The 22,815-nt window shown below is 69.8% G+C and carries 21 protein-coding genes; 7 read left to right on the forward strand and 14 right to left on the reverse strand.

Annotated features, from left to right (window positions below; translation table 11 throughout):
* Window positions 1–183: 183 nt before the first annotated feature.
* The 11 genes from ACFWBW_RS36050 to ACFWBW_RS36100 all read right to left on the reverse strand — a co-directional run bounded on the left by ACFWBW_RS36050 (window position 184) and on the right by ACFWBW_RS36100 (window position 12,862).
* Window positions 184–912, reverse strand: coding sequence for a hypothetical protein (locus tag ACFWBW_RS36050; RefSeq protein WP_385382126.1), 729 nt, complete (start codon window positions 910–912; stop codon window positions 184–186).
* Window positions 913–1,022: 110 nt separating this feature from the next.
* Complete coding sequence (locus tag ACFWBW_RS36055) at window positions 1,023–1,859, reverse strand: hypothetical protein (protein WP_385382129.1); 837 nt, start codon at window positions 1,857–1,859, stop codon at window positions 1,023–1,025.
* Complete coding sequence (locus tag ACFWBW_RS36060; protein ID WP_385382132.1) at window positions 1,860–3,023, reverse strand: peptidase M23; 1,164 nt, start codon at window positions 3,021–3,023, stop codon at window positions 1,860–1,862.
* The gene (locus ACFWBW_RS36065; protein WP_385382135.1) at window positions 3,024–3,761 is read right to left on the reverse strand and encodes a hypothetical protein; all 738 of its coding nucleotides are present in this window, start codon (window positions 3,759–3,761) and stop codon (window positions 3,024–3,026) included. It abuts the gene before it with no gap.
* 16 nt (window positions 3,762–3,777) lie between these two features.
* On the reverse strand, window positions 3,778–5,700 hold the full coding sequence (locus ACFWBW_RS36070; RefSeq protein ID WP_385382138.1) for a hypothetical protein: 1,923 nt from the start codon (window positions 5,698–5,700) through the stop codon (window positions 3,778–3,780).
* Between the two features lie 41 nt (window positions 5,701–5,741).
* Window positions 5,742–6,260: a hypothetical protein gene (locus ACFWBW_RS36075; protein ID WP_385382141.1), complete on the reverse strand. Its 519-nt coding sequence runs from the start codon at window positions 6,258–6,260 to the stop codon at window positions 5,742–5,744.
* Entirely contained in the window at window positions 6,257–8,800 is a 2,544-nt protein-coding gene (locus ACFWBW_RS36080; RefSeq protein WP_385382144.1) for an ATP-binding protein, read from the reverse strand. The genes ACFWBW_RS36075 and ACFWBW_RS36080 overlap by 4 nt, the downstream gene beginning before the upstream one ends.
* Window positions 8,797–9,351, reverse strand: a complete 555-nt coding sequence (locus ACFWBW_RS36085; RefSeq protein ID WP_385382146.1) for a hypothetical protein — start codon at window positions 9,349–9,351, stop codon at window positions 8,797–8,799. Before ACFWBW_RS36085 ends, ACFWBW_RS36080 begins: the two co-directional genes overlap by 4 nt.
* A gap of 11 nt (window positions 9,352–9,362) precedes the next feature.
* Window positions 9,363–9,608, reverse strand: a complete 246-nt coding sequence (locus ACFWBW_RS36090; protein ID WP_385382149.1) for a hypothetical protein — start codon at window positions 9,606–9,608, stop codon at window positions 9,363–9,365.
* A 16-nt stretch (window positions 9,609–9,624) separates the two neighbouring features.
* Window positions 9,625–10,425 (reverse strand): hypothetical protein, encoded by an 801-nt coding sequence (locus ACFWBW_RS36095; protein ID WP_385382152.1) that lies wholly within the window; start codon window positions 10,423–10,425, stop codon window positions 9,625–9,627.
* A gap of 307 nt (window positions 10,426–10,732) precedes the next feature.
* A complete protein-coding gene (locus ACFWBW_RS36100) occupies window positions 10,733–12,862 on the reverse strand; it encodes a hypothetical protein (protein WP_385382155.1) in 2,130 nt (709 codons plus the stop codon).
* 1,264 nt (window positions 12,863–14,126) lie between these two features.
* Between ACFWBW_RS36100 and ACFWBW_RS36105 the strand changes: the two genes are divergently transcribed.
* Window positions 14,127–14,996 carry an IS5 family transposase gene (locus tag ACFWBW_RS36105; protein WP_385382158.1) on the forward strand — a complete coding sequence of 290 codons (870 nt, stop codon included), beginning with the start codon at window positions 14,127–14,129 and terminating at the stop codon, window positions 14,994–14,996.
* Between the two features lie 77 nt (window positions 14,997–15,073).
* On the opposite strand, the gene ACFWBW_RS36110 is transcribed toward ACFWBW_RS36105, so the two are convergent.
* Entirely contained in the window at window positions 15,074–15,562 is a 489-nt protein-coding gene (locus ACFWBW_RS36110) for a DUF4265 domain-containing protein (RefSeq protein ID WP_385382162.1), read from the reverse strand.
* A gap of 1,184 nt (window positions 15,563–16,746) precedes the next feature.
* On the opposite strand from ACFWBW_RS36110, the gene ACFWBW_RS36115 reads away from it, so the two are divergent.
* A complete protein-coding gene (locus ACFWBW_RS36115) occupies window positions 16,747–17,097 on the forward strand; it encodes a hypothetical protein (RefSeq protein WP_385382165.1) in 351 nt (116 codons plus the stop codon).
* A gap of 344 nt (window positions 17,098–17,441) precedes the next feature.
* On the opposite strand, the gene ACFWBW_RS36120 is transcribed toward ACFWBW_RS36115, so the two are convergent.
* The gene (locus tag ACFWBW_RS36120) at window positions 17,442–17,993 is read right to left on the reverse strand and encodes a GNAT family N-acetyltransferase (RefSeq protein WP_385382168.1); all 552 of its coding nucleotides are present in this window, start codon (window positions 17,991–17,993) and stop codon (window positions 17,442–17,444) included.
* Window positions 17,990–19,276 carry a hypothetical protein gene (locus ACFWBW_RS36125; RefSeq protein ID WP_385382171.1) on the reverse strand — a complete coding sequence of 429 codons (1,287 nt, stop codon included), beginning with the start codon at window positions 19,274–19,276 and terminating at the stop codon, window positions 17,990–17,992. The genes ACFWBW_RS36120 and ACFWBW_RS36125 overlap by 4 nt, the downstream gene beginning before the upstream one ends.
* A gap of 180 nt (window positions 19,277–19,456) precedes the next feature.
* On the opposite strand from ACFWBW_RS36125, the gene ACFWBW_RS36130 reads away from it, so the two are divergent.
* The 5 genes from ACFWBW_RS36130 (at window position 19,457) to ACFWBW_RS36150 (ending at window position 22,703) form a co-directional block, all read left to right on the forward strand.
* Window positions 19,457–19,729 (forward strand): hypothetical protein, encoded by a 273-nt coding sequence (locus tag ACFWBW_RS36130; RefSeq protein ID WP_385382174.1) that lies wholly within the window; start codon window positions 19,457–19,459, stop codon window positions 19,727–19,729.
* The gene (locus ACFWBW_RS36135) at window positions 19,729–19,977 is read left to right on the forward strand and encodes a hypothetical protein (RefSeq protein WP_385382177.1); all 249 of its coding nucleotides are present in this window, start codon (window positions 19,729–19,731) and stop codon (window positions 19,975–19,977) included. The genes ACFWBW_RS36130 and ACFWBW_RS36135 overlap by 1 nt, the downstream gene beginning before the upstream one ends.
* A 365-nt stretch (window positions 19,978–20,342) precedes the next feature.
* Window positions 20,343–20,984: a class I SAM-dependent methyltransferase gene (locus tag ACFWBW_RS36140; RefSeq protein ID WP_385382197.1), complete on the forward strand. Its 642-nt coding sequence runs from the start codon at window positions 20,343–20,345 to the stop codon at window positions 20,982–20,984.
* A 270-nt stretch (window positions 20,985–21,254) separates the two neighbouring features.
* Window positions 21,255–22,457, forward strand: coding sequence for a methyltransferase, FxLD system (gene fxlM / locus ACFWBW_RS36145; protein WP_385382179.1), 1,203 nt, complete (start codon window positions 21,255–21,257; stop codon window positions 22,455–22,457).
* A 66-nt stretch (window positions 22,458–22,523) separates the two neighbouring features.
* Window positions 22,524–22,703, forward strand: coding sequence for an FxLD family lanthipeptide (locus ACFWBW_RS36150; RefSeq protein WP_385382182.1), 180 nt, complete (start codon window positions 22,524–22,526; stop codon window positions 22,701–22,703).
* The last annotated feature ends 112 nt before the right edge of the window (window positions 22,704–22,815 follow it).

The raw sequence follows: 22,815 nt of genomic DNA on the forward strand, positions 1-22,815 counted from the left end.
GAGCAGTGTGGAGGTCACCGGCACGGGGCGGCGACGGCTCGCCGCCGCGCAGAACATCACGGCCGTGCCGGTGGCCGCCGATGGAGCACTGGGGTGACGGCCATGTTCGTGGTCGTCCTCCAGTTCACCGAGGGTGGCCCCGCGAACCGGGGAGTGGGCAGTCGAGGACACCGCGCGGCGCACCTATAGGCGATGGGTCGGGCTGTACGGAAGCCAGGCCGCGGTTATCCAGCTCATCGAGGAGACCGACCGGGCCCGGCGTGTGCTGCGGACGTGGACCCCCCAAGGCGAGTTCGTCGCGGAGCCCGAATCGCACCCCCTGAGCCCGTAGGCAGCGCTCGCCGCGCCGACCACCGATTGCGGGGCCTTGTCGGTCTCAGACGGCCGGGGAGCCGGTGTAGTCGTGGCCTGGTAGCCGTGGCCGTCCTTGTGCCAGTCCAGGTACAGGAGCGCGTCACCCAGGGCGCCAGGGCCGGCCCGGTGGCTGATGGTGGGGGTGCGGTAGCTCCCGTTGCGGTCCCCGCTCGACGTCGCCGTCTCCATCCGCGCTTTCAGTGAGAAGTCCTTCTCCGTCACCACGGGGTCGGTGCCCTGCCGTGCCTGCTTGATCTGCACCCGGACCTTGGCACCGTCGAAGATCCTCGCGTCGGTCGTGGCGTAGAAGCCAGGGCCGTCCCACCGGACATCCGCGTAGGCGGACACCGTCGCCCCCGAGCGTGCCGCGCACACCTTCACCGTCACCTCCCAGTTGTCCGGCCACGGACCGGAATTGGCGGCGTCGTCGATCGACTTGGTGGTGCTGGAGCACTTGAAGTGCAGCGCGGCGGCCGCCGGGGACGCGGTGACGGGGGCGGCCCCGATGGCCACGGCCAGCACGGCCGCCGCCAGGCCTGGGTGCGTGAAGAGCTTCATGCCCGCTCAAGGCCCCCGGGCGCCGGGGTGACACGGCCCGGCGCCAAAGCCGCACCCAAGGGGGTACTCCTCTCCGACGGATGTCCGGACAGGACCAGGTCGGAGCCGACCTACACGGCGAGCGCGGCCGCGGCCTCGGTGCGGGCGAGGACGTCGCGGCGGTGGTTGTCCCATCCCCGGATGGCGAGCATGTCCGCCAGGGACGGGGCTACGGTGAGGGCGGCCTGCGGGTCCTCGTCCATGAGCCGCAGCCACACGGCATGGGCGTTGCGGGCCGCGCGTGCGGTGTCGGCCTTCGGGCGGACCTTGGCGGCCTGGCGCCGCAGGACGGTGGCGATCAGGAGTTCCACCGTGCCGTCCAGGTCGGTGCGCTGGTAGAGGGTGAGCCATGCCCGGATCGTCAAGGCGTTGACGGTGTGGGGGTCGAGGGGGCCGTACTCGGCCTCAAGGGCAGTCTCCAGCTTGAGGACACAAACGACTGCCGTGGGCAAGTCCCCGGCGTCGTACGCGGCCCGCAGGCGCGCCCATGCCTCTCGGTGGTGTTCGGGGACGGGCGCGACCGGCGGCACGGCGGGCAGGACCGGCAGGCCGGCGGGCTCGGGGGCGGCGGGTTCGGCGGGAGGGGACACGGATGGTCCCTTGTGCTCGGCGGCGGGGCGTTGCGGTGGGGCGGGGTGCTCGGCGACGTCGGTGACGGTCCCGTCCGGGGAGACGATCATGAGCCAAGGGGTGGGGGCGGTCGGCTCGACTGCGCGGGCGCGGACGGGCCGGCCTGCGAGGGCGGCCCGGATCCGCAGCTCTGCGAGCCCCTTCGCCCGCAGGGTTGCAATGTCCGGGTCGGCGGCGAGGGCCTGTCCGTCAATGTCCAGGGCGAGGCCGCCGTCTTGGTCCGTGCGGATCATCATCGAGTAGAGGGGCGTGGCGGGGATGGCAGATTTCTTGGGCATTTACGATCCCTTCGGGAAATAGGGCGGGGCCCATCCAACATATTTGGCACCCCATTTTGATTCGACATCCGACGCTGGCATTACATCAACATATCCAGGACGATGCACATCATTGCTAATGATCATGCCGTCTCCCAGGTATACGGATACGTGGCCGTGAATGTTGCCGGTCTCCCAGTACATGAGGGCGCCCGGGGGAACGTCCCGAGATCCCGGGTGTTTCATGTGTTCGGGCATGACGCGGTAGTGGGTGATTGCGGATCCGACTCCTGCGGCGTTCCATCCGTGGACTCTGGCCGCGAATTCAAGGCATCGCTGCCACCACCTTTTTTCGTTGAGGGCGGGCTGGCTTTTTGCCCACTCGATCGCCTCCGCGGTGGTGCGCCGGTTCCGCACCTCGGCCGGCCAGTCGGAGGCGGTGTCATGGAAGGGAGCTCCGGCGGCCGTGCCGCCCCCGGGGATGCACGGATCCGGCACGGGGCCGGTGGAGGGCAGCCAGTCCGGGACGTCGTCTGAGGCTGTGCCGAGGCGGTCGAGGTTGACGCCGGCTTTGCGGGCGACCGCTTGGGCCTGGCCCTGGCGGGTGGCGTACAGCTCGGGGTGCGCCGAGCGCTGGACGCGCTGGGCTGCGCGGCCGGGCTCCAGCATCTGCCAGACCGGGATATCAACGAGGCCGGGCGGGCGGCCCGGATTCCCACCGAAAAAGAGACCGGAAGACGTCGGAGGATTCGTGATCTCGGCAGGGGTCCCCCACCCTTGCGAAGGGCGCTGCTGGAAAAGGCCGAGTGAGTCCCGGTCGCCGTGGTTCAGATTCTGTAGGCCACTTTCCTGCAATGCAGTCATGAACGCGATGAGCGAGGCGCGGCCGGGCAGGCCTCTTTCCTGCGCCACTCCGTCGATGATTTTTGCGTGGTGGATTTGCTGGTCGAGGATCGGACCGGGCACGTCGTCGATTCCCGACGGGTCGGGCAGTCCGGGAATTTCGCATCCTTCGCCGCCGTTCTTGGCGTCGGACGCCTTTTTTGCTGCTCCGGCGATCAGGGTGGTTGCGCCTAGGCCGAGCATTCCGATCACGGCGAGGACGGCGCCAATGCATCCGGCTTTGGCGAGGAACGGTGCGCTCGCGCGGGCGGCGGCGGCCTCGGCGACATCGCGGGCGTCCACTCAGACCCCCAGCACGCGGGAGACGCGCCACCCGGCGGTGGTGCGGGTGATCTCCACCTGAAGGGTGTCGGTGCGCTGCGTGGTCTCGTACCCGGTGACGGTCAGCGTGGCCGCGACCGCCCGCCAGACCTGCGCTGCGTTGTCGGGGGGCAGGTCGGGGCCGGCCGGGCGGGCGGCGACGGAGCCCGCTTTCGTGGCCTCGCCCCGGCTGACCTGCCGACCCCACCCCGGGGGCTGCTGCTCGGTCAGGTTCCTGGTCAGGTCGGCGGTCGCCCAGGGGGCGGCGCGGCGGGCGCTGGCCCCGTGCGTCCCGTCGGCGAGGGGGTCGCGGGAGAGGTAGGCGCGCACCCATGCCTCGGCGACGTCCTCGGGGCCGGTGTCGGCCGGGACGGAAGGGAGCGGCGGCGCTGGGGCGGGGGCTGCGGTCCTCGAGGACGGGGCGGCGGCCGGTGGGCGGTCGTCCCCGCCGGTCGTCTTGCCGCCGCAGCGGGCGACGGTGCCCAGCACGAGGACGAGGACCAGGACCAGGAGCACCGCGGCGGGGTGCATCGGGCGGTGGCGTACGGCGGCGACGGCGTCCGCGCGTTCACGGCGGGCCGCGCGGCGGCGGGTACGGCGCCACCGCCGCCGGGAGGTGCCCGACGGCGGTTCGTCGTCCACGTCCAGGGCGGCGAGCAGCGCCCGCCAGTCCGGGGCCGGTCCGTCCGGGCCGGGGTCGGGGGTGGGGCGCTGTGCCATGTGCGGGGTCACTCCATCAGGGGCGGGGCGGGGGGTCCGGGAGGGGCGGCTGCGTCCATCCCCTCGGCGGCGGTGCCACCCTGCGGGGCCGGATGACCGGCGGCTGCGGCCGGGGGGCGCGGCGCGGCGCGGCCGACGGCGCGGGCGGCTGCGTCGACCGGCGGGCCGCGCCCTGGGGGCTGGGCCGGACCGTTCTGGCCGTGGTCGAGGCCGCCGAGGCCGGCTGTCCCTGGCCCGTCTGCGCGGGAATCGTCCCTGCGGCCGGGGAGGCCGGCGGAGTGCTCCCGGACGGGGTGGAAACCGTCCTCGCCGTACGCGGGACGGTGCCTCCTGCCTGTCCCTGGCGGGGTCCGGCCGGCTGCGCACCGGCCGGAGCGCCTTGGGTGGTGCCCCGGTTGGTGCGGCGGTTGGCCGCTGCGAGGGTGGCGCCCGGTCCGGTGCCGCCGGGTCCGGTGCCGCGCCCGGGGCCCGTGCCCGATCCGGGGCGGGGCGGCCGTCCGCCCGCCGGGGGCCGGGGTGGCGGAGGTGGGGCTGCTGGCCGTGGGCGCTGCTGCGGCTGGTGGCGTCGCTCGACCGCGTCCCCGATGCGGCGGGAGATCCGGCGGGGGGTTCCGAGCAGGCGGCCGGCCTGCCTGCTGACGCTGCGGGTGGCCAGTGCGCCGAGCAGCGCGCCCGCACCGCTCCCGCCCCCGCCCACGGCTCCGCCGCCGACGATGCCGGTGAGGACGGAGCGGTACCTGAATGCGGAGATGGCTCCGGCGATGGAGAGGGCGGAGCAGCCGAGCCACCCGTAGGTGGGCATGGCCAGCGCGGTGACGAGCTGAATGATCATGACGCCGCCCGCCGCCAGGGTGGTGATGGCGGACTGCATGACGGTGCCGACGAGGGCGTCGATCCAGCGCACGCCCCACTGGCGGGGGCGGCCTGGAATCACCCAGAGGCAGGCGAAGAGCGGCCCGACCACCAGGAGGAACAGCGCGGTCATCATCGCGGCGATGGAGCCGAACAGCAGGACGATCATCAGCACGCCGAAGAGGAGCGCGACGGGGACGGCCACGACCAGGACGCCGGCCCGCTCCAGGGGGCGGTGCCCCTCCCGCCAGGACTTGGATTCTGCGCCGACGTTCTTGTCGACGTGGTCTTGCAGGTACTTCTTCCGCTTCTCCTTGTCGGGGCCGAAGTCGAGGACGGCCCGGCCGTGCTCCTGGCACAGCTCGACCGATCCGAACTCCGCCAGACACCAAGGCAGCGCGGTGTAAACGCGCCACACGGTGTCACTGGCGCGGCGTGAGACCCGGTCGGAGGCGTCACCGGGGTAGGCGGTGGGGTGCCCGAGGGCGAACGGCATCTTGTCGATTCCGCCGCCCGCGCCGATACCCGCGTCCGTCGCGGACATCGCGATCTCGGTCCCGAGCATGCGGCCCTCGTCCACGCCGTCCACCCAGGTCTGCGGGGACGTCAGCAGGCTCGCAGCGGCCACCGCGGAAACCAGCACCCACGCCAGCTCGGACACCGCATTGCCGTCCCCGCGCTGGCTCCTGAGAAAGCCCACGAGGCCGCCCACCGCGAGGGCGGAGGGGAACAGTCCGACCATGACGGCGCCGGCCGATCCGCTGATGGCCTGCGTCAGTGGCCCCTGCACCTGGGGCAGGTCGGCCATTCCGAACGTCCAGCCGGCCAGCGTGCTCACGGCGGAGCCGATGGTGACCAGGATGACCATCAGGATGTCCGCGATCATGTGGAGCGCCGGATCCAGGAAATCCCATTGGCCGTAGTCCTTGTCCAGGGTCCACGTCAGCAGATCCGGATAGGTCTCGTACATCGTCCCGCCGCCCCCGGGAACGCGCGGCGCGGGAAGCAGCCCGCCAACTCCCTTGGGGTCGACGGTATCGGCGTGCGCGGCCCCGGCTGATGCGGCCATCGTGGTGAGCACCGCCATGACGGGGATGGCCAGGGTCCGGCCCCGGGGCCTCCGGCGTGTCACCTGACCACCCGGGACAGGGCGGACAGGGCCGGGTGTTCGGGGGCGGTCAGGTCGGAGTCCGCGACGTCCTCACGCTGGTCCACCCACCACTCGCCAGCCGCGTCCGTCATGCGCAGGGCGATGCGCTCCGTCAGAGTCCTCTTGCCCGGCCAGGCGACGGTGTAGGAGACGATCACGCCCCACCCGTCCGGATGCGCGGACGTGCCCGGCACGCGGACGGGCGGGCGGTCCAGGAGCACGGGCCCGAGGGCCGGGCCGCCGGGGTCCGGGGTCTCGGGAACGGGGTGCCGCTCGTGGCAGGCGGTCCGCTCCTCAGCCGACATGAGGGAGCAGGCGGTGCTCCAGTCCTCTGCCACGACGGCCCGCATGTAGGCGCGGGCCCGGTCGGCGGCGGCGCCCGAGGGGTCCGCCGCCGTGGTCTCGCCGTTCTTCCCCGTACTCGAGGTGGAGCAGCCGGCCGCGAGGGCGGCGAGCAGGACCAGGGCCACGGCGGCGGGGCGGGAGGAGAGGGTCATGCGGGGACTCCGTCCGGGGCGGCCTCGGCGTCGGCCTCGTCGGCTGCTGCGCGGGGCGATGTGTCGAGGTCGTCGAGCAACTCGGCGGTGGGGATGTCCCACTGGACGGCCGCCGCACCGAATCTCGGGTCTCGGATGATCGAGTGCCCGTGCCGGATGCGGTCGCGGTCGCTGTCATCGATGGCAAGCCTGCGGATCCGCTCCCGGGTGGCCGGTCCGACCGGCAGGCCGAGCAGTTCCGCGAGGGCGTCCTGCTGCGGCGCGCTGGTGAGCTGAAAGCCGACCACCATCGCCAACTGTTCGATGACTCCGGGCAGCATCAGAATCCCGGTCGCGTCCTGCGTGTCGAGTCCGAGGCGCACGCCGAGTGCGCGCCCGACCCTGGCGATGTAGTCGAGGAAGTGCCGGCCTTGCGCCGTGCCCGTCAGCACGTGCACTTCGGGAACCATGACCGTCTTGGGCAGAGTGCGTAGGTCCGGACGGCCCGCAGTGGTGACTCCGTAGGCCAGGACCGAGTGCACCACTGCGACCGACAGCGCCTGTACGGACGTCCACCGCTCCCGCTCCTCGCCCACTCCCGGCAGGGCCAGACCTGGCAACTGCACGACCCACACCCCGGGCCGTGTCGTCAGCGCGGGGGCCGCTCCACGTTCCGGGCGCCCCATGAAGAGAGCGCCGTGCGGGGTCTGCGACAGCTCGAAGAGCGCGTCACCGGTCGCACGGGCCACCGGGTCCGCCTCGTCGCGCAGATGCTGGAGAACCTGCCACGTCGCGGGAGTCGGGGAACTGCTGATCACCGCGTTGGTAGCGGCCTGCAGAGCGACCTCGGCGCCCGCCGCCCGCAGGTGCGGCGGGGTCACCAAGGAGAGCTGCGCGGGGACTTCGGCCCGCGCGGCGTCCCTGCCGGCCTCGGCCAGGAGCGGGATCAGGTCGGCGGCCCCGGCGTGCGCGCGGTTCATCTTCACCAGGCGGGTTGGAAGCCCGTACCGGTCCGCCGCCACCGTCAGGCCCCCGAGGTCGCCTTTGAAGTCCAGCGCCAGGGCCCACGACCCGTGGAACGCGGCTTCCAAAGCCATCATCATCATCGCGGTTGTCTTGCCGCGCCCGGACCTGCCAATAAGGGCCACCGTGGTCGCGTCGCGGCCGTCCGCCACGGCCGGGAGCCGCACCACCCCGGGGGTGGAGCCGGTCAGGTAGCCGATCACGGGGCCCGTGTCGGAGCCGACGCGGGCGCCGCCCCACCACCAGGCCCCCGCCATCGCGGACGTGTCGCGGGTGTGGCCGAGGTCGGGCACCCGCACCCGGTCGCCCGCCCACGTCTCCAGCCACAAGGCGCGCTGCTCGTCGGTGCCGACCTGGACCGTGATCCCGTAATCGCCGTAGTGGGCGGTCACCGCGTCCACCCGGGCCCGCAGGTCCTCCAGGCTGGTGGTACTGGTGACCACCACCCGGGGGTGGTCCTCCACGAGGGACAGTTCCTCGCGCTCCAGATCGGCGCGCAGGTCCGCCATCACCTCCCCGGCGTCGATGATGACCTGGCCCGGGTCCCCGATCGCGTGGGTGGCAGCGCTGTGCTTCTGCTCCCGGACCTGCTTGGCCGTCTCGTCGGTGCGGGCGATAGCGACGCGCTTCGGCAGGACCCGCAGACGCACGGAGGCTTCGGGGCTCACCGGGACGAGCAGATCCGCAGCGGCCTCGGGGTCCTGGTCCTCTTCGTCGGGCGGGAGGTAGACGACCTCAGCCAGGGTGCGCAGCCACTCCCCCGGCCCCGGGCTGGCCATTCGCTCCGGCCAGGTCGGCATCGTCAGCACCGCCACCCACGCGACCACGTCCCCGGCCGCGTCCACCATCCGCAGATGATCGGGGTAGGGCAGGGCGCGGCCCTGCGTGAGCGCGGCCAGCGTCGCCCCGGTCACCAGGGAACGGCCCGCGACCGGGGCCGGGATGCCCCGGTGCTGCTCCCTGGTGACCATCCACGCGAGGGTTTCGACGGTGGCCATCTGGCACCGCCAGGGCGAGGACTCCAGGCGCCGGCCGAGACGGCGGGCGGCGGTGTACCAGGTGGCCAGCTCCCGCGCGGGCACCCCGGGCGCGGACACCCCGGCCGCGTCGGTCACCCGCCGGGCGGCCGGGGTCTTGCGGGCGCCGAGGCGTACGCCGAGCAGCACGTGACGGATCGGCAGGGCGATCTGGTCGAGGCGATCCGCGCGGTGCTCCGCCCACTCCTGCCACCGGCCCGCCCGGTACATGTGCGCGGCCTCGTCGCGGTAGTCGTCGGCCGAGTAGGGCGCCCACAGCACCCGCAGGTGCACATCCATGCCGGCCAGGACGGAGGTCAGCGTGGTCTCGGCGCGGGCCTGCTCCGCGTCTCGCTCCGCCTCGCTCAGCAGGTCCGAATTGCTGGTCTCGCAGGTCCACCAGGCCCACGCCTCGCCCTCGGTCAGGACCAGGCCGTCAGCAATCCCTGCGTACCGGGGCGGCGGGGCGGAGCGGGCCCCGCCGACCCCCAGCAGCGTCGAAACCTTCTCCAGCACCTTCACGTGCTCCGCCCCTTCCGGCGGCCACGGCCGGCCGCCTTCACGATGTGGTCCGGCCCGTAGAGCGGAACCGTGTGCGCAAGCTCGACCGCAGGACCGGCGCCCGGGACCGATTCGGCCCCGGCGGTACCGAGCAGCCGGGCAGTGGTGGCTTCGCCGAGATTCCGGGCCAGCGCGGGGGCCAACCGCGACCAGCGGGCGGCGCGCGGAATCCACTCCGACCGGTGCGCGAGGACCCGGCCGCCGCAGATCACCGGGCGGTGCCCGTGCAGCTGGTAGTGCGCGCCGATCACCCACCCGGCCAGGACGGTGCGCCGGTCGCAGGTCTTCGACGGCTTCGCGCCCATCACCGTGAAGAGAGACGGCGGGAGGATGTAGAGGGTCAGCCAGCGAATGGAAGGGAAACCAACCAACGGGAATACCAATAGGTCCCACACCACAAATGCGACCACGCCGAGGAGCAGCGTGCGCCGCACGACACCTTTCCCCAGGTCAACCCCGAGGAGTTCATGCTGCCGCGGCTCCAGGCGGCTGAAATATCCGGTGTACGTCATCCCCTGACGCATCAGGTAGAAACCGCCTTGGCGATATCGGTCACGAGCGTAACCGCCGTCTCTGGAATGAAAACGAAGATAGCCGAGAAGATTGCAGATCCCCCAAAGCTCAGCTTTTTATTGAAGTCCTCCGACCACGAGAGCCCCACCGCCTTAATGGCACATGAGCACATCAGGACGGCCGCACAGAGGGGCAGTACAAATCCTTTGAGACCTGCGCCGGTAATCGCCGCCGCAAGAATGACGTCGTGAGACATTCCTCTCTCCTTCTGGTCAGGACAGGTCGTCACCGGAGATTCCGGCGACTTGCCAGCGCCCGGCACGGGCGCTTTCCACACGGGTGAGAGTCACGCGATATGCCTGCGTGATCTCGCCCCCGCCAACCCCCCACACCACCCGGGCGACGCCCCACCGGTCCGCGCCCTTTCCCGGCGCGGCCTCCCACGACTGCACGGTGCGCAGCTCCACCCCGGCCGCCAGGGCCGGGACGATCGCGCCCGGGGCCGCCGCCTGGGCGGCCCCGCCCAGCGACCAGGCCTTGAAAAAGTCGGTCACCGGTGCGCGTGTCTCGGCCGAGAACTCCTGGTCAGTGGTCCTCGTCGCCGGGTCGGGTGCGGCGGCGCCCTCCTCGGGGACGCCGAGGAGCGCGGGCGGGCCGCTCACGGCCAGGCGGCCACCGCTGCCCACCACGACGGGCACCTCCAGGGCGATCCACCGGGCCGGGCCCGTCCCCGATACGACCTCGGCGTCCACGCGGACGCGGGCGCGGCCGGCTTTGCCGACCGCGACCGGGCCGGGGATGACCAGGCCGGCCGACTGCACCCCGGCGCCGTTCCATCCGAGCTGCGGATCGACCCCGGCCGCCAGGACGGCCGACAGCTCCCCCGCCCGGTCCGCCCTCTTGGTCTCGTCCCAGGTCAGATACGCGCGGGCGGCCCGCACGGCAAGGGCGCGCGCGGCGTCCTCGGGGTAGGCCGCGGTGGTCGGGCCGGGCGCGGGCGCGGCCTGCGGTGCCGGGCCGGAGTCCGGGGCGAGGAGGGAGTTCAGGCAGGTCACCGTCACGAGTGCCGCCACGCCCCAAAAGGTGAGTTGCCCCGCCCTGGCCAGGCCTTTTGGCCTCTCCTGGACCACCGCCCACGGGGCGCCCGCGCCTACTCGGGCGGGTGGCCTCGGGGCACTCTCCGCCGGGGATTCAGCGGCTGCGGCGACCCACGGGTTTACGGGAGGCCCTCCCGGTGGCTCCTTCTTCTTCCTGTTCCACATGTTCGCCAAACGATTTTGACGGCGTACGGACACCGCCCCGCAAGTAAGTCCACCCGTTCGGGAACGAGGATTCGGAGAGTTCGATAACGAGACGCGAATAGGCCCGGCGGGCTTCCGGTCAGGCCGCATCCGCATTCTCTTCCGGGGCCCCGAATACACTCTCCAGCTCGGCGCGGGTATAACACGCATTACCCCGGACCATCTCCCCTTCGGGGAATGGCTTGCCTGCCTTGATCCATGCGCTCTTGAACTGGCGGGCCGCCCCCGGCGCCTTGCGGATGATCCCCACGGCGCAGGCCTGAGCGATGGTGTAGCGCTGCTCCTCCACCCCTTCGGCCGCCACCTGGTCCGCGAGCTCCGCCAGGTCGGCCGCCACGGCCGTACCCGCTCCGCCCCCTGACGCTGCCACCGGACCTGACACGTCAGACACCGGCTTTGACCTGGGCATAGACCCCTGTGTCAGAACGGCGTCGGTGTCAGTGTCAGGTGTCAGGTCCTCCCGTCCGCCCGCGTAGCGGCCCCCCGGAAGGAAGTCGGCCACGGCCGCCGCGGAGTCCGCCCGCGCAATGTCCCGGGCCGTGATCCACGGGGCCGGGGCGCCCGCCTCCCACCAGGCCGGGGCCGGCGGGCAGGCATCCAGCAGCCCGGCGACCTGCGGCGTGATGTACGCGTACTGGATTTCTTCGGCCCGCTCCACCCGCCCATCCGCGAGCGTCTTTTTCCGGCGCCGCCCTTTAAGGGAGATCACGCCCCGGCCCTGGATTGTTTCGTCATAGTCCACCAGCGGGGCACTGACTCCGTAGGCCACGGCCCACGACGGGGCGCTGACCTCTCCGACCACCATTTTCGTGCCGACCTGATCACGGGCCATGGTGGACCCGAAGACGTCCAGGCTGAATTGGTGGGTGCCGAGGACCACGCGGTGATTGGAGCTGCGCCCCTGCATCAGGATGAGCTGAATCCAGATCAGGACCGGAGGGAATCCGCGCTCTTTGATGATGTATTTCCACCAGGCCGCGACGAATTCGCGGAAGCTGGGCATTTCGTCAATGACGAGAAGTCGACCGATCGGAGCATCCGCCCCCGCATATCCGCGATAGCGGCGGCTGTTGTATTTCTCGGCCGCCATCATTGAGACGAAGAATTCGGCCACGGCCATGCAGCATTCATAGGTTTCCGTGTGGATCCGCACACCAGATTTTCCGTACGCCTCCGAAAGTGAATTCTGTTTCGGGTCGATGACGGTGATGAGCCATCCGGCCATGCGGGCCGCCACGAGCGGAATGTAGATGATGCTCGATTTACCGGACCCGGTTTCACCCGAGACTCCGATGTGTGGTGTGGCCGTGCCGGTGTGCACGTAGGCCGGCCCGTCCAGGGTCTCCCCGAAATGAATTCTCAGCGGGTCACCAGTCGGAATCCACTCCACTGATTTCGGGAGCACCCTCGGCGTTTCGGGGGCTGCATTTCGCACCCACTCCACGAAGGGCGCGGCGACCGTACGGCGCCAATGCGCGGTCCACTCCCCCGGGAGCCGACCCGTCACGAGTGTGTCGACTGCCCGCGTCCCGGCCTCGCCGCCGGGCCACCCGGCGGGCAGGCGGACCACAACCCGCGCCCCGGGCACGGTGACGTCCTCGGGCAAGTGCAGCCAACGGCTCCGCCGCTCCCGCTCCTCCACCCCCAGCACGGGGCGCAGCGCCGCCCACATGCCAGGCCCATGCACAAGATCAGCGCTCGCCGGGCGCGGCCTCCACCAGCCGAGGACCGCCGGGCCCGTCACCGCCGCCGCCACACCGCTGAAGGCCAGGACCACGGCCACGGCGGCCACGGCCGACCACCAGCCGAACCAGGCCGACACGGCCACTGCAGGCACCGCCAGGCGGACCGCCGTACGGGCCGCACGCGGCCAGCAGGACCACCGCCGGGCCCCGGCCGCAACCGCGCGCAGCGCCCCGCCGCCCTCCTTCTCGTACGGGCCCGGATCGGCGGCGAGGTCGGCGGCGGTCCGATCTCGCCGCACCTGCGTCCCCGCGCACCACCAGGTTGCCGACGAGGACGGGTCACCGGGCTTGAGATCCCGCCCGGACAGGAAGCGAACTGGCATCCCATCCGCGGCCCGGGTCGGCGCCGCCGTTCCGTGCCGCCCCGCTGCCCTCTCCCTATGCCGCTGCTGCGCCAGCGCCCCAGCTGTCGGAACACCGATCATCACGGCCGCCAATGCCGCCTTCGCCGGCTCCTCCGCCACCCATGCCCACACCCCGTGCATCCGCCGCCTGCCCTTCCGTCCAGAGGGCTAAGTGGCCCCCCATGCAGACCAACGACGGCAGACCGCAGCGGAAACCCCCGTATGACGACGCGACACGCGGTCGGATATTCCGGTCAGCCGGCCGACGACCGAGCAGCAGCATGAGTCGTCCTGGGCACCCCACGGCAGCTGAAGCGCCTCTCGGTCAGCCGGACTATCCGAACAGATCAGGATGGGAAATCGTGGCTCCCGAAAGATCAAGCGCGATGGCGATACAGATCCCTCGTACGTCTCGGTCTGCCGCGCCAAGAGCGTGGACGCGACGCCAGCCCACCGTCAATCTCAGCTCCATGACACCAGCTGACACCTGACACTGACACCGGCGCCCACAATCAGGACCTGATCCCGTCCCAGGTCAGCGCGGGTTCTGACGTGTCAGGTGTCAGGACGCCCCGGCCCTACGCGACGGGGAACACATAGGTAACCGCTGGAGCACCGCTCTCCCCACCCGGCGGGTGGCCGCAGCATGACCACCACGACAAGCAAGGTCACGGGCGGGTGGGATTGGCACACTACGGAACAAGGGCGGCGCCGCGGGGGCCGAGTACAGCAACCAGGCGGACCGTGCCTTGACATGGATGGCGCCGGGCGGGATTCGCGATCGGGCGCGTACCGATGGCAGCTTGCTGTACCACGTCGAGAAGCCGCAGGACGCGGTGACGGTAATGACTGAGAGCACGAACGCGTCACTGCTGGACCTTTGGCGTGCTCAGGGCCCAGGGCCCAGACGCGGAGCAGAGCGCAGTCACTCGACGGGGGGAGTAGCCCCCTCTCGTAGTGGGACAACGTCGCCGCACTCTTGTGGGTCCGGAGGAATGCCTGTTCCAAGGTGAGACCCCGAGGTCGCAGTGGGCGTGATCACCTGGTTCACAGGCCCTCCGCGACGCCAGATCGATGGGCTAGTAGGCCAGTCGAAGTTCCCTGGACCCGGTTCCTGAGCGCAGGTCATACCCCATGCCAGGTGCTCTGCTTGGCGATCACGGTCGACGGGATGTCCAGCTGCTCTTCGAGTAGTTCACGAGTCGGTGACCAGACCAGAATGAACTCCGCACATTCGGCGCCCGCGGTTGCATCGGATGCTCGTCGCCGACCACCGCCCTTCACGAAGCTCGGCCGCAGCGGTCTTTGAAGCGTTCCATCACTGGCCTAGGGCGTGTTTTATAACTGGGGTCCGTGGCTCGCCCCGTGCCGTGATGATCTCGGTGTGGGGCGAGGGGATCTTTCAGATGACCAGGGGGCAGTGCTGGGGCCGTTGTTGCCGGTCGCGGTGTTGGGCAGGCCGTCGGTGTGCCGGCGGCGGTTGATCGACGGGATCCGCTGGCGGGTGCGGACCGGTGCCCCGTGGCGGGATCTGCCAGCCGAATACGGTCCGTGGCAGACGGCCTATGGGCTCTTCCGCCGGTGGCAGCGTGATGGTGTCTGGTCGGCGGTGTTGACCGGGTTGCATGCCCGGGCGGACGCGGCCGGTCTGATCACCTGGGAGGTGAATGTCGACTCCACGGTCTGCCGGGCCCATCAGCACGCGGCCGGTGCCCGGCGCGCCGGCCAGGCTCAGAAGGAGCCGCCGGGAGGCAACCAGGACGAGCCCGACGACCATGGCCTGGGACGGTCCCGCGGTGGCTGGACCGCGAAGATTCACCTGGCCTGTGACCAGGGGCAGAGGCCGTTATCGCTGCTGGTCACAGCCGGTCAGCGGGGAGACAGCCCACAGTTCACGGCCGTGTTGGAAGCCATCCGGGTTCCTCGCCTCGGGCTGGGCCGGCCACGGGTCCGTCCATTGCGGGTACGGGGCGATAAAGCGTATTCGTCGCGCGCGAACCGTGCCTATCTGCGTCGGCGCGGGATCCGCCGCACGATCCCGGAACCGGCCGATCAGGCCTGCCACCGCAAACGGCGGGGCATGGTCGGCGGGCGGCCTCCGGCCTTCGACCGCGAGGACTACAAGGCCCGGCACGCGGTCGAGTGCGGCATCAACCGGCTCAAGCGCAACCGGGCGGTCGCCACCCGGTTCGACAAGCTCGCCGTCCGCTTCAAAGCGACTGTCCTCATCGCCGCGATCGGCGAATGGATATGACGGGCCTGAGCGGTCGGTTCCTGCACGAGCACGACGCATCCTGGCTCACTGCGGGCTGGGACATGGCACCGCTGCCCTCACGGTCGCGCAGTGGCTTCCCAGGCGGCAGTGACACACCCTTCTTCCCAATGCCACCACTCCTTCGTCTCGCCGTGCTCCAACAGCTCACGGATTTTCAGCAGGTCTGCCTGTGGCGGGACATCCAAGGCCACCATCCCGAACCGCTCGACGCCTTCGCCCGTCGTGCCGAGGCGATGGAAGACCTCCAGCACGCTCTGCCGGGCGGCGGCTGAGCCAGCGTCCTTCAGCACGATGAGCCGGATGGTGCAGTTCTGCGAAGACTGCACCGTTTCTCCGGCCCAGAGAACACCGTCGTCATCCGGTTGAACCCGGATGACGTCACCACTGGCGACTCCGCGGACGAACCAGGGAGTGTTGTCCAGCCGCACCGTGCCACCGCAGAGGTCGACAGCCCACAGGCTCTCGACACTCGCCGGCGGCCATCCGTCCTCGTCTATCTCCATGCGGAAATGGACCTTCACGTGGTCGTCACTGATGTTCGTCACCGAACCATCATCCACTTCGCATCCACCAGACCAGACTGCGGAGCACGGAGGTGCGTATCTCCGGACCCGACTGGCAGCCCGCGACGATCGCCGACCGCCGCCAGATGATCGGCTTCTAAAACACGGACTAGGTGCGGCGGAGATGGCGGGCTCGTTTGTGGTTCTGCTCGGTTGCGAGGTACTTCCGCAGCCGTGCGCCCTGGGGGCACCACATCTCGCGAGGGCACCGGTCACAAGTAGCCGCGTGGCGTTCATAGTCTTTCGCGGCGGCTTCGAAGGCCTGACTGCCGCGCTGCCGTGCCACCGCCGGTTGTACCGGAGGCCCGACAGTCCCCGGCGGCTGGTCCTCTTCTGGCGAGGCGGGAGTATCCACCCGAGGTAAGTCAACGACATCAACCATCTCGTGGTGAAGAGCTTGGTGGGACCTGGTAGGGGCGTCATGCGACGCCTCCTGAGCCGTCACATGACGCCCCGTGGGTCCGTCATGTGACGCCGTCTGAGTTTCAGTCGCCGGCTCGCAGGTTGCGTCACGTGACGCAGCCTGCACGCGGCCGGGGCTTTCGTCATGCGCAGTCACGTGACGCCCCGTGGACTGGGCCCGCTTATGGCGGAGCCGGCGATCGTGCTCCGAGCTGGACGGCACAGCCAGAGCGCGGTCCCACTCGAGTCCGATGCCGGTCTCCGCGTCGGCGCCGAGTGGGAATGTGCATGCATACGTTGCCGGCCTGGGGTGTCGTCCGCCGCGCGCGTTGGCTGTCTTTCTGATCAGGTACATGGCTTCAGCGGCGAGGAGCACCTTCTGAACGGTTTCCTTGCTGCACCGGCCGATCGCCATGAGAGTCTCGGTGCCGAGGAATGCGTTGGCTCCGTCTGAGTCAGCGGCCTGGCCCACGGCCTGAAGGATCGCGAAGAACGATGCCCCCAGGGCCTTCCACTGAGGCTGGCTCCTGGCTGCTTTGGGGACGTGCTTGGCGGAGCGGACCAGGAACCAGCGCCATGAATGAGCGGGCGCCCAACCGCGCTTGATCTCTCCGGGCGTGTCATCGCCGTATCCGTCGATCATGGTGTCCAGAGTACCGCTCACGTTTCCCTACGGGCAACTCCGTATCGATCTAGGCAACTGGAGCGCCAGTGAGCCGACCAGGACTCCCTTTGGGTCAATCGAGGTCGATAAGATGTGCGCCATGGACAACGCAACGAAGCAGCAGGCCCAAGAGGCGGTGACCGAGCTCGAACTGAGGTTCATCGAGGCCGTCGAACACGGAAGACTCCGCGCCGGACTCACCTACGAACAGCTCGGCAGCTTCGTCGGCATGTCCAAGAGCCAGATCAGCAAGCGCCAGGACGGGCTGATCAAGTACACCCTGCGCGAGATGTACTACATCGGCCAACTACTCGGCGTGGACCCCCTCGTCATGGCCGCAGGCCTCGGCACATGGCTCACCCGCGTCCAACCCGAAGAAGTCCGCCACCGCCTGGACAGTCTCGACACCGCTGGCAGCCACAAGGAGCGGAACAGAACCGTCTCTGAATGATGTCCGTCAACGACTTGCGTATGTGCTGGAGCTGAACTCTCGGGTCAGCTCGCTGGACTCGACGGGCCGGTCGCGCCCCCTATGCGGAGCAAGACAGAGACGCGCGAATTGCCAGATCTCCACACGGGCCGCGACAGCCTCGCACTCCTCGCTGTGCGGCTGAATTCCGTGACCGTGGCGGGACCTGATCACCGACATCCGCACGCTGCGTGTCGACTCGTACGGCGTCGCCGAGTGGTTACGGTCCCTGCAGGTCGGGCACGAGTAGCCCAGCACCTGGCGCACGCCGCACAGCGGCCCGCCGGAGGAGAGTCCCTATCCTGCGGGCCCTGCCTATCTGATCCTCAAGCCCGAATGGGCCGGATCATCGAGGCGTACACGGGTGAGTCGGGGAACGGCTGCTGCGTGCCGATTGTGGAGTATCCCCACGCCTCGTAGACCGCCTGCACCGCTCCGTCGCCGGCCGCCGGGTTCACCAGCAGGGTGACGCGCTCTTCCCTGCGCTGCGCCAGCCAAGCTTCGTGGAGCTGCCAGGCGACGCCGCTTCCTCGCCACGGCTTCCTCACAACAATCTCGTTGAGCGCGACCGTCCGCCTGCCGTCCTCAGTGGTGAAGTCCGCGGGCAGCGGATTCTTCATCGCGGACCACCAGGCGGTATCCGCTCCGAGCGGGACCCCGAAGCAAAAGCCCACGGGTTCGCCGTCGTCGTACCCCATCACCGCTGACCATCCCGGTCGTGACGAGTACGTGGTCAGGCGGTCGTTGAACCGGTCACGGGCATTGAACTCGGTGTTCAGGCCGAAGTCGCGATGGCGGACTTCGACGTGGATGTCGAGGATGTCCTCCCGGATGAGTGGCAGACGCTCCGCCGTCACCTGCTTGATCTCGACCGTCACGGTTGGGTTCCCTTCGCCTCGGTGTAGCGGTTTGTCCACTCCACGGCGCTGCGGGTGTTTGGCGCCACGGCAGCCAGTTCTCGGTGGAAAGTGTGGAGCAAGGTGCGGGTGCGCCCTGCCAGTGAATCACCCGCGTCCTCGGGAAGGACCGTCAGGGCTGTTGTACAGGCGCGCTCGATCTCGCCCTGCCGAAGCTGGATCAGCGCGAGGGTGGCGGAGTAGTAGGCCTTGTTGCGGAGCAGGTCCGGTCGTAGGCGCGTCAGGGTCATGTGCAGGAACGCCTCCGCCTCCGCGTGGCGCCCGGTGTCCTCCATGACCAGGGCCGTCAGGCCGTTGAGTTCGGCCTCGTCGTAGAAGCCGATCCACGAGGGCCGCTGGGCGGCGGGGTCCGCCTTGCGGAGGGACGTGCGGGCGTGGTCGAGCGAACGGAGCGCACTGGTGTACTCACCTACCTGCGCCTGGGCCCCAGCAAGGCGGGCGGTGGCGAGGGACCGGTACAGCGGATCCCGGCGGCACGCGGCGGAGCTGCGCCCGGCCTCGGCTGCGGCCAGGGCCTCGCTTCGGCCACCCAGCCGCTGACCCGAGAGAAGTACTTGGTGACTCCAGAGGCGGAGCTCTGCCACAGGGTCCTGCGCGAGGCGTGCGTAGCGGAGAGCTCGGTCGAAATGGCGCTCCGCCCGCTCGGGCTCGCGGGCGTCGATCGCCGACCACAGGGCGGTGCCAGTAAAGGCCGCAGCGCTCGCGTAGAGGCGGTTCTTCACACGAGTCGAGGCCGTGCCCACGTTGATCCGTTCCAGGGCGTGATGGGCGAACGCCAGGGCGCGGGTCTCAAGGGTGATGGTCCCACCGGTGGTGTTGTCGGCCGCCACAAGTTCGCTGAACCTCTGCTCCAAAGCATCGACGTCGCTCATTCCGACGCGGGGCCTGGCAGTGGCATCGGGGACGGACAGCAGGGTGGCCGCGGCGAACGAGACCGCGCCGGCGGTGAAGTGACGACGATCCACGGGATCCTCTGGTGCTGAGTCGGGGTGCGCAGACGACCTCGCAGGGCGAATGAACCCGAGTTCCTCAGCGCTCACCCCGAATTCTGCTTCCAGGGCTCTGCGCTGTCGCTCCTGCGGCCAGCGAGTATTACCCCCCAGCCAGTTCCTGATGTGCCGGACTTGTAGGGTTCCGGGTCGTCCCGTCAGCCACTCGATCTGCGTATTGAGCCGTTTGGCCAGCTCAGCGCGGGATAACCCGGCTGCCGACATGCGCCCGGCCAAGTGGACGTTGTCCGTCATGTACTCAACGTAGTCCGCAGCGCCTCACCGTGACGGTAAAGAACGTAAAAATTACCCCCGTCTCGCAGGGAGATGACCCTGCGAATTGCCTCTCACCGCGCCAGAGTTCTGCGGTTACCTCGGTTACCGGTGGGCGACCACCGCCGTAGACGTCGCACCGCCCGCACGGAGGTTCGTGTCATGTCCGCAGCACTGAAGAACGCGTACCCGCTCGATGATCCAACCACCGGCAACTGGACGGACCGGGACAACGCGGTCGAACGCCGGTGGACGAGGCTCGGCGGCCGGCCCATCCAACAGGCCGATCCGCTGGCACGGCTGTTGGGCTTTCGCACGGACGGAGTACGTGCTGCCTGCGAACGTGCCCGGCAGAACGGCCGAATGCTCAAGGTCGTCCGCTACGTGCAGACACCGGAGCACGAGGCGGCCGCCCAGTCGCGGCCCTGGAACTAGTGGCTCGCTCCAGGCATTGGCTGGTACGGGACGAGATGTGCCTGGATCCAGCAGGGCCCGCACTCCTCGAGTACCGGCCGGGCCTGTCGGCCGCACGGCGCCTACTGCGCGCCGGCTTCGCAGACGGGCTCGTGGTGCCGACGTACGAGCACATCAGCCCCGACCTGCGGGAGTACGAACGCTTCCTCAAACAGATGGCCGAACGCGGCTGGTTCGTGGCGCTGGCGTTGGCAGAGACCGGCCGGTGAGTGGCTCAAGGACGTGGGTGGACCGGCAGCGGTGGGTTGACCGGCAGCTGTGGGTGAATCGGCGGTTCGGAGTGGGGTGGCGGCAGTGGATCTTCTGCACGCTCATGGTCCTGCTGTGGCTGTGCGTGATCGTGGCGTACGCCCTGGCAGCGGAGTGGGATGGGGATGAACATGGCACACAGCAGAGCGGCGGAGAGGACGGCGCTGCCCGTGCGTACGCCACAGCAGCAATTGAGGCGCCGAAGGTTTCTGGAGAAGCTGGAGCCCACCAGCGAGAACCTCTTTGCCGTTGCAGTCCGCGACTATCTCTCGGCGAGCGGCGCGGGTTGGGGCCGGATCAGGACCACGGGAGGGGAGGGGCAGTGATGCAGGGTGTGGACGTGGGCATGTCGCGGCTGGTGCCGGCCGATTCCGTGGAGGCGCTGCGCAAGCGTATGGACTGGGACCGGTTCTACGCGAATCCGGAACCACAGGAGAACCTGCCGTTCACGAAGGTGGAGCTGGAGGGGATCCGGCGGCACGTCCTCGAAGCGGGAATGAGGACGGCCGTGGACGTGGGCAGCGGGTGGGGTGTGCTGGCAACGGCGCTGGCCCGCGAGGGCCTGCGGACGACTGGCTACGACTGGTCGCCGGTTGCGGTACAGCGGGCACGCGAGTTCTGGGCCGCCGAGAAGCGGCTGTCGTTCGAGGTCCACGACTTCCTCACGGACACCGCGCCGCGTGCTCTGGCCCCGGGCAGCGCGGACCTCTTGGCTTGCCGACTGGTGTTGCCGTACCTGGAGTTGCATCGCTTCATGACCGACGCCCGTCGCTGGGTGAAGCCCCGCACAGGGGTGGTGTACGTGGTGGTGCAGGTATGGGAACGCCAGCAGGACGGTTACTGCCGCGGCTACCCCGACGAGATCATCGAGCAGCTTCGGGAAGGTTGGCTGCATACCGAGCGCTGGGACCTTGACTGGTCGACCGAGTTCACGGCGCTGGCCTTGACCGGCCCGAAGGGCTACTGACGAGGCCAGCGGCGACCGAGGTTGCGATCCGAACCGCTTGTCGACCGGAGGCAGAGATCCCCGGATGCCTACGGGGCCGACCCATCTCCCGCGGCTATCGGGCCCGGCAGCCTATATACCCCGGCACTTGGGCGGCAACCTGGCTAGCGTCGCCGCACACCGTCCCATGCCGCACGGCAGCTTTCTTCGTACGGCGCCGGCCAACACCCGCTGAGCGGGGGTCGGCTCGGGAACCCAACCACACAACGACTAGGCGAAGCAGGAATTCGAATGACCCAACTTGAGACCGCTCCCCCTGAGCTACTGCGCGCCGCGATGGTCCGTGCGCTGCATGACCAGGACGCGATCGTCTCCAAGGCCGTGGCGGCAGCCTTCGCTGCCGTGCCCCGGCACAAATTCGCGCCCGAGGTCCCTCTGGAGCAGGCTTACGACCTTCACGGCCTCCTGCCGGTGAAGAAGGACTCGTACGGCCTGAACATCAGTGTTATCTCCGCGCCCCACCTGCAAGCGGTGATGCAGGAACAGGCTGGGGTCGAGCCCGGTATGAGGGTGCTGGAGATCGGTTCCGGCGGCTACAACGCCGCGCTCACCCAGGAGCTCGTCGGCCCTGACGGGGAGGTCATCTCCCTCGACATCGACCCCGATGTCATCGACCGGACGCGGCGGTATCTGGATGATGCCGGATACGGCCAGGTCAAGACCCTGGTGGCCGACGCCGAGAGTGGGCTGGCGGGGCTCGGGAAGTTCGACCGGATCATCGCGACGGTAGCCACGTGGGACATCCCCCCGTCGTGGATCGAGGCCCTGACCAAGAACGGTCGGCTTGTCACCCCGCTGACGGTGTGCGGAACGACCAGGTCGGTGGCGTTCGAGCGCGATGCCGACGGTCTGGTCAGCCTCTCGTACCGGCTGGCGAGCTTCGTTCCGATGCAGGGCGACGGCGCTGCCCCTGACCGCAAGGTCATGCTGCGCGAGGGCGTTGCCCTGCAGACCGACAACGAGGATGTCCCGCTCAACGCGGCGGCATTGGGCCGTGCCCTGGAGGGCGACCGGCTGGAGCTCTGGTCCGGGGCGGCCTACGACCTGCCCGACGAGCTGGAGTGGTTCATCAGCCTGAACCTGCCGAGCCCGGCCCGCCTGCACGCGGGCAAGGACGTCATCGACAGCGGTCTCGTCGAGCCGTCGGCGCGGCTGGGCGTGGCCGCCCTCGTCAGCGAGGACAGCATCGCCTACCGCACCCGCCGCCCCAACACGACGACCGGCACAGCCGGGTTCGAGAGCGGCGTCGTGGCCCACGGACCGCAGGCCGAAGTGCTCGCGGAGCAGTACGCGGAGCTGCTGCGCCGGTGGGCGCAGGATCACCAGCGGCGCGGGGCCGCAACGATCCGGTACGTACACGGTGAAGCCCCGTCCCCGCTGCCCCCGGGCGCGGCGCGCAAGCGCCACGGCTACGTGACCGTGACCTGGGCCTAAGACCCCCGGGTCCATCAGGGCCCGGGTCATCGCACCATCCATTCACCATCCCAAGGAGGGGACCCGATGACGGTTCAGATGGAGCACACGGCCACGCCGACGGCGCCGGCCGCGGAGCAGGGCGACGACAGTTTCGACCTGGACATCACGATCGTGGAGGGCGGCGCCGCCGCGGACCAGCTCATCCGGCTGACCGGCGACGGCTGCAACTCCACCTGCGCGTCCGCGTGTGTCAGTTGCCCGTAGCCGCAACCCATCACCGCGGGGGGGGGGGAAAAAACCCGGGGGGGGGGGGGGGAACAACCCGCCACCAAAAAGCGAAGGTGTTGGGGGGGTTTGGTGGGAACAGTGCGGGGGA

It is taken from the genome of Streptomyces sp. NPDC059957, assembly GCF_042730015.1.
In the GTDB taxonomy this organism is placed as follows: domain Bacteria; phylum Actinomycetota; class Actinomycetes; order Streptomycetales; family Streptomycetaceae; genus Streptomyces.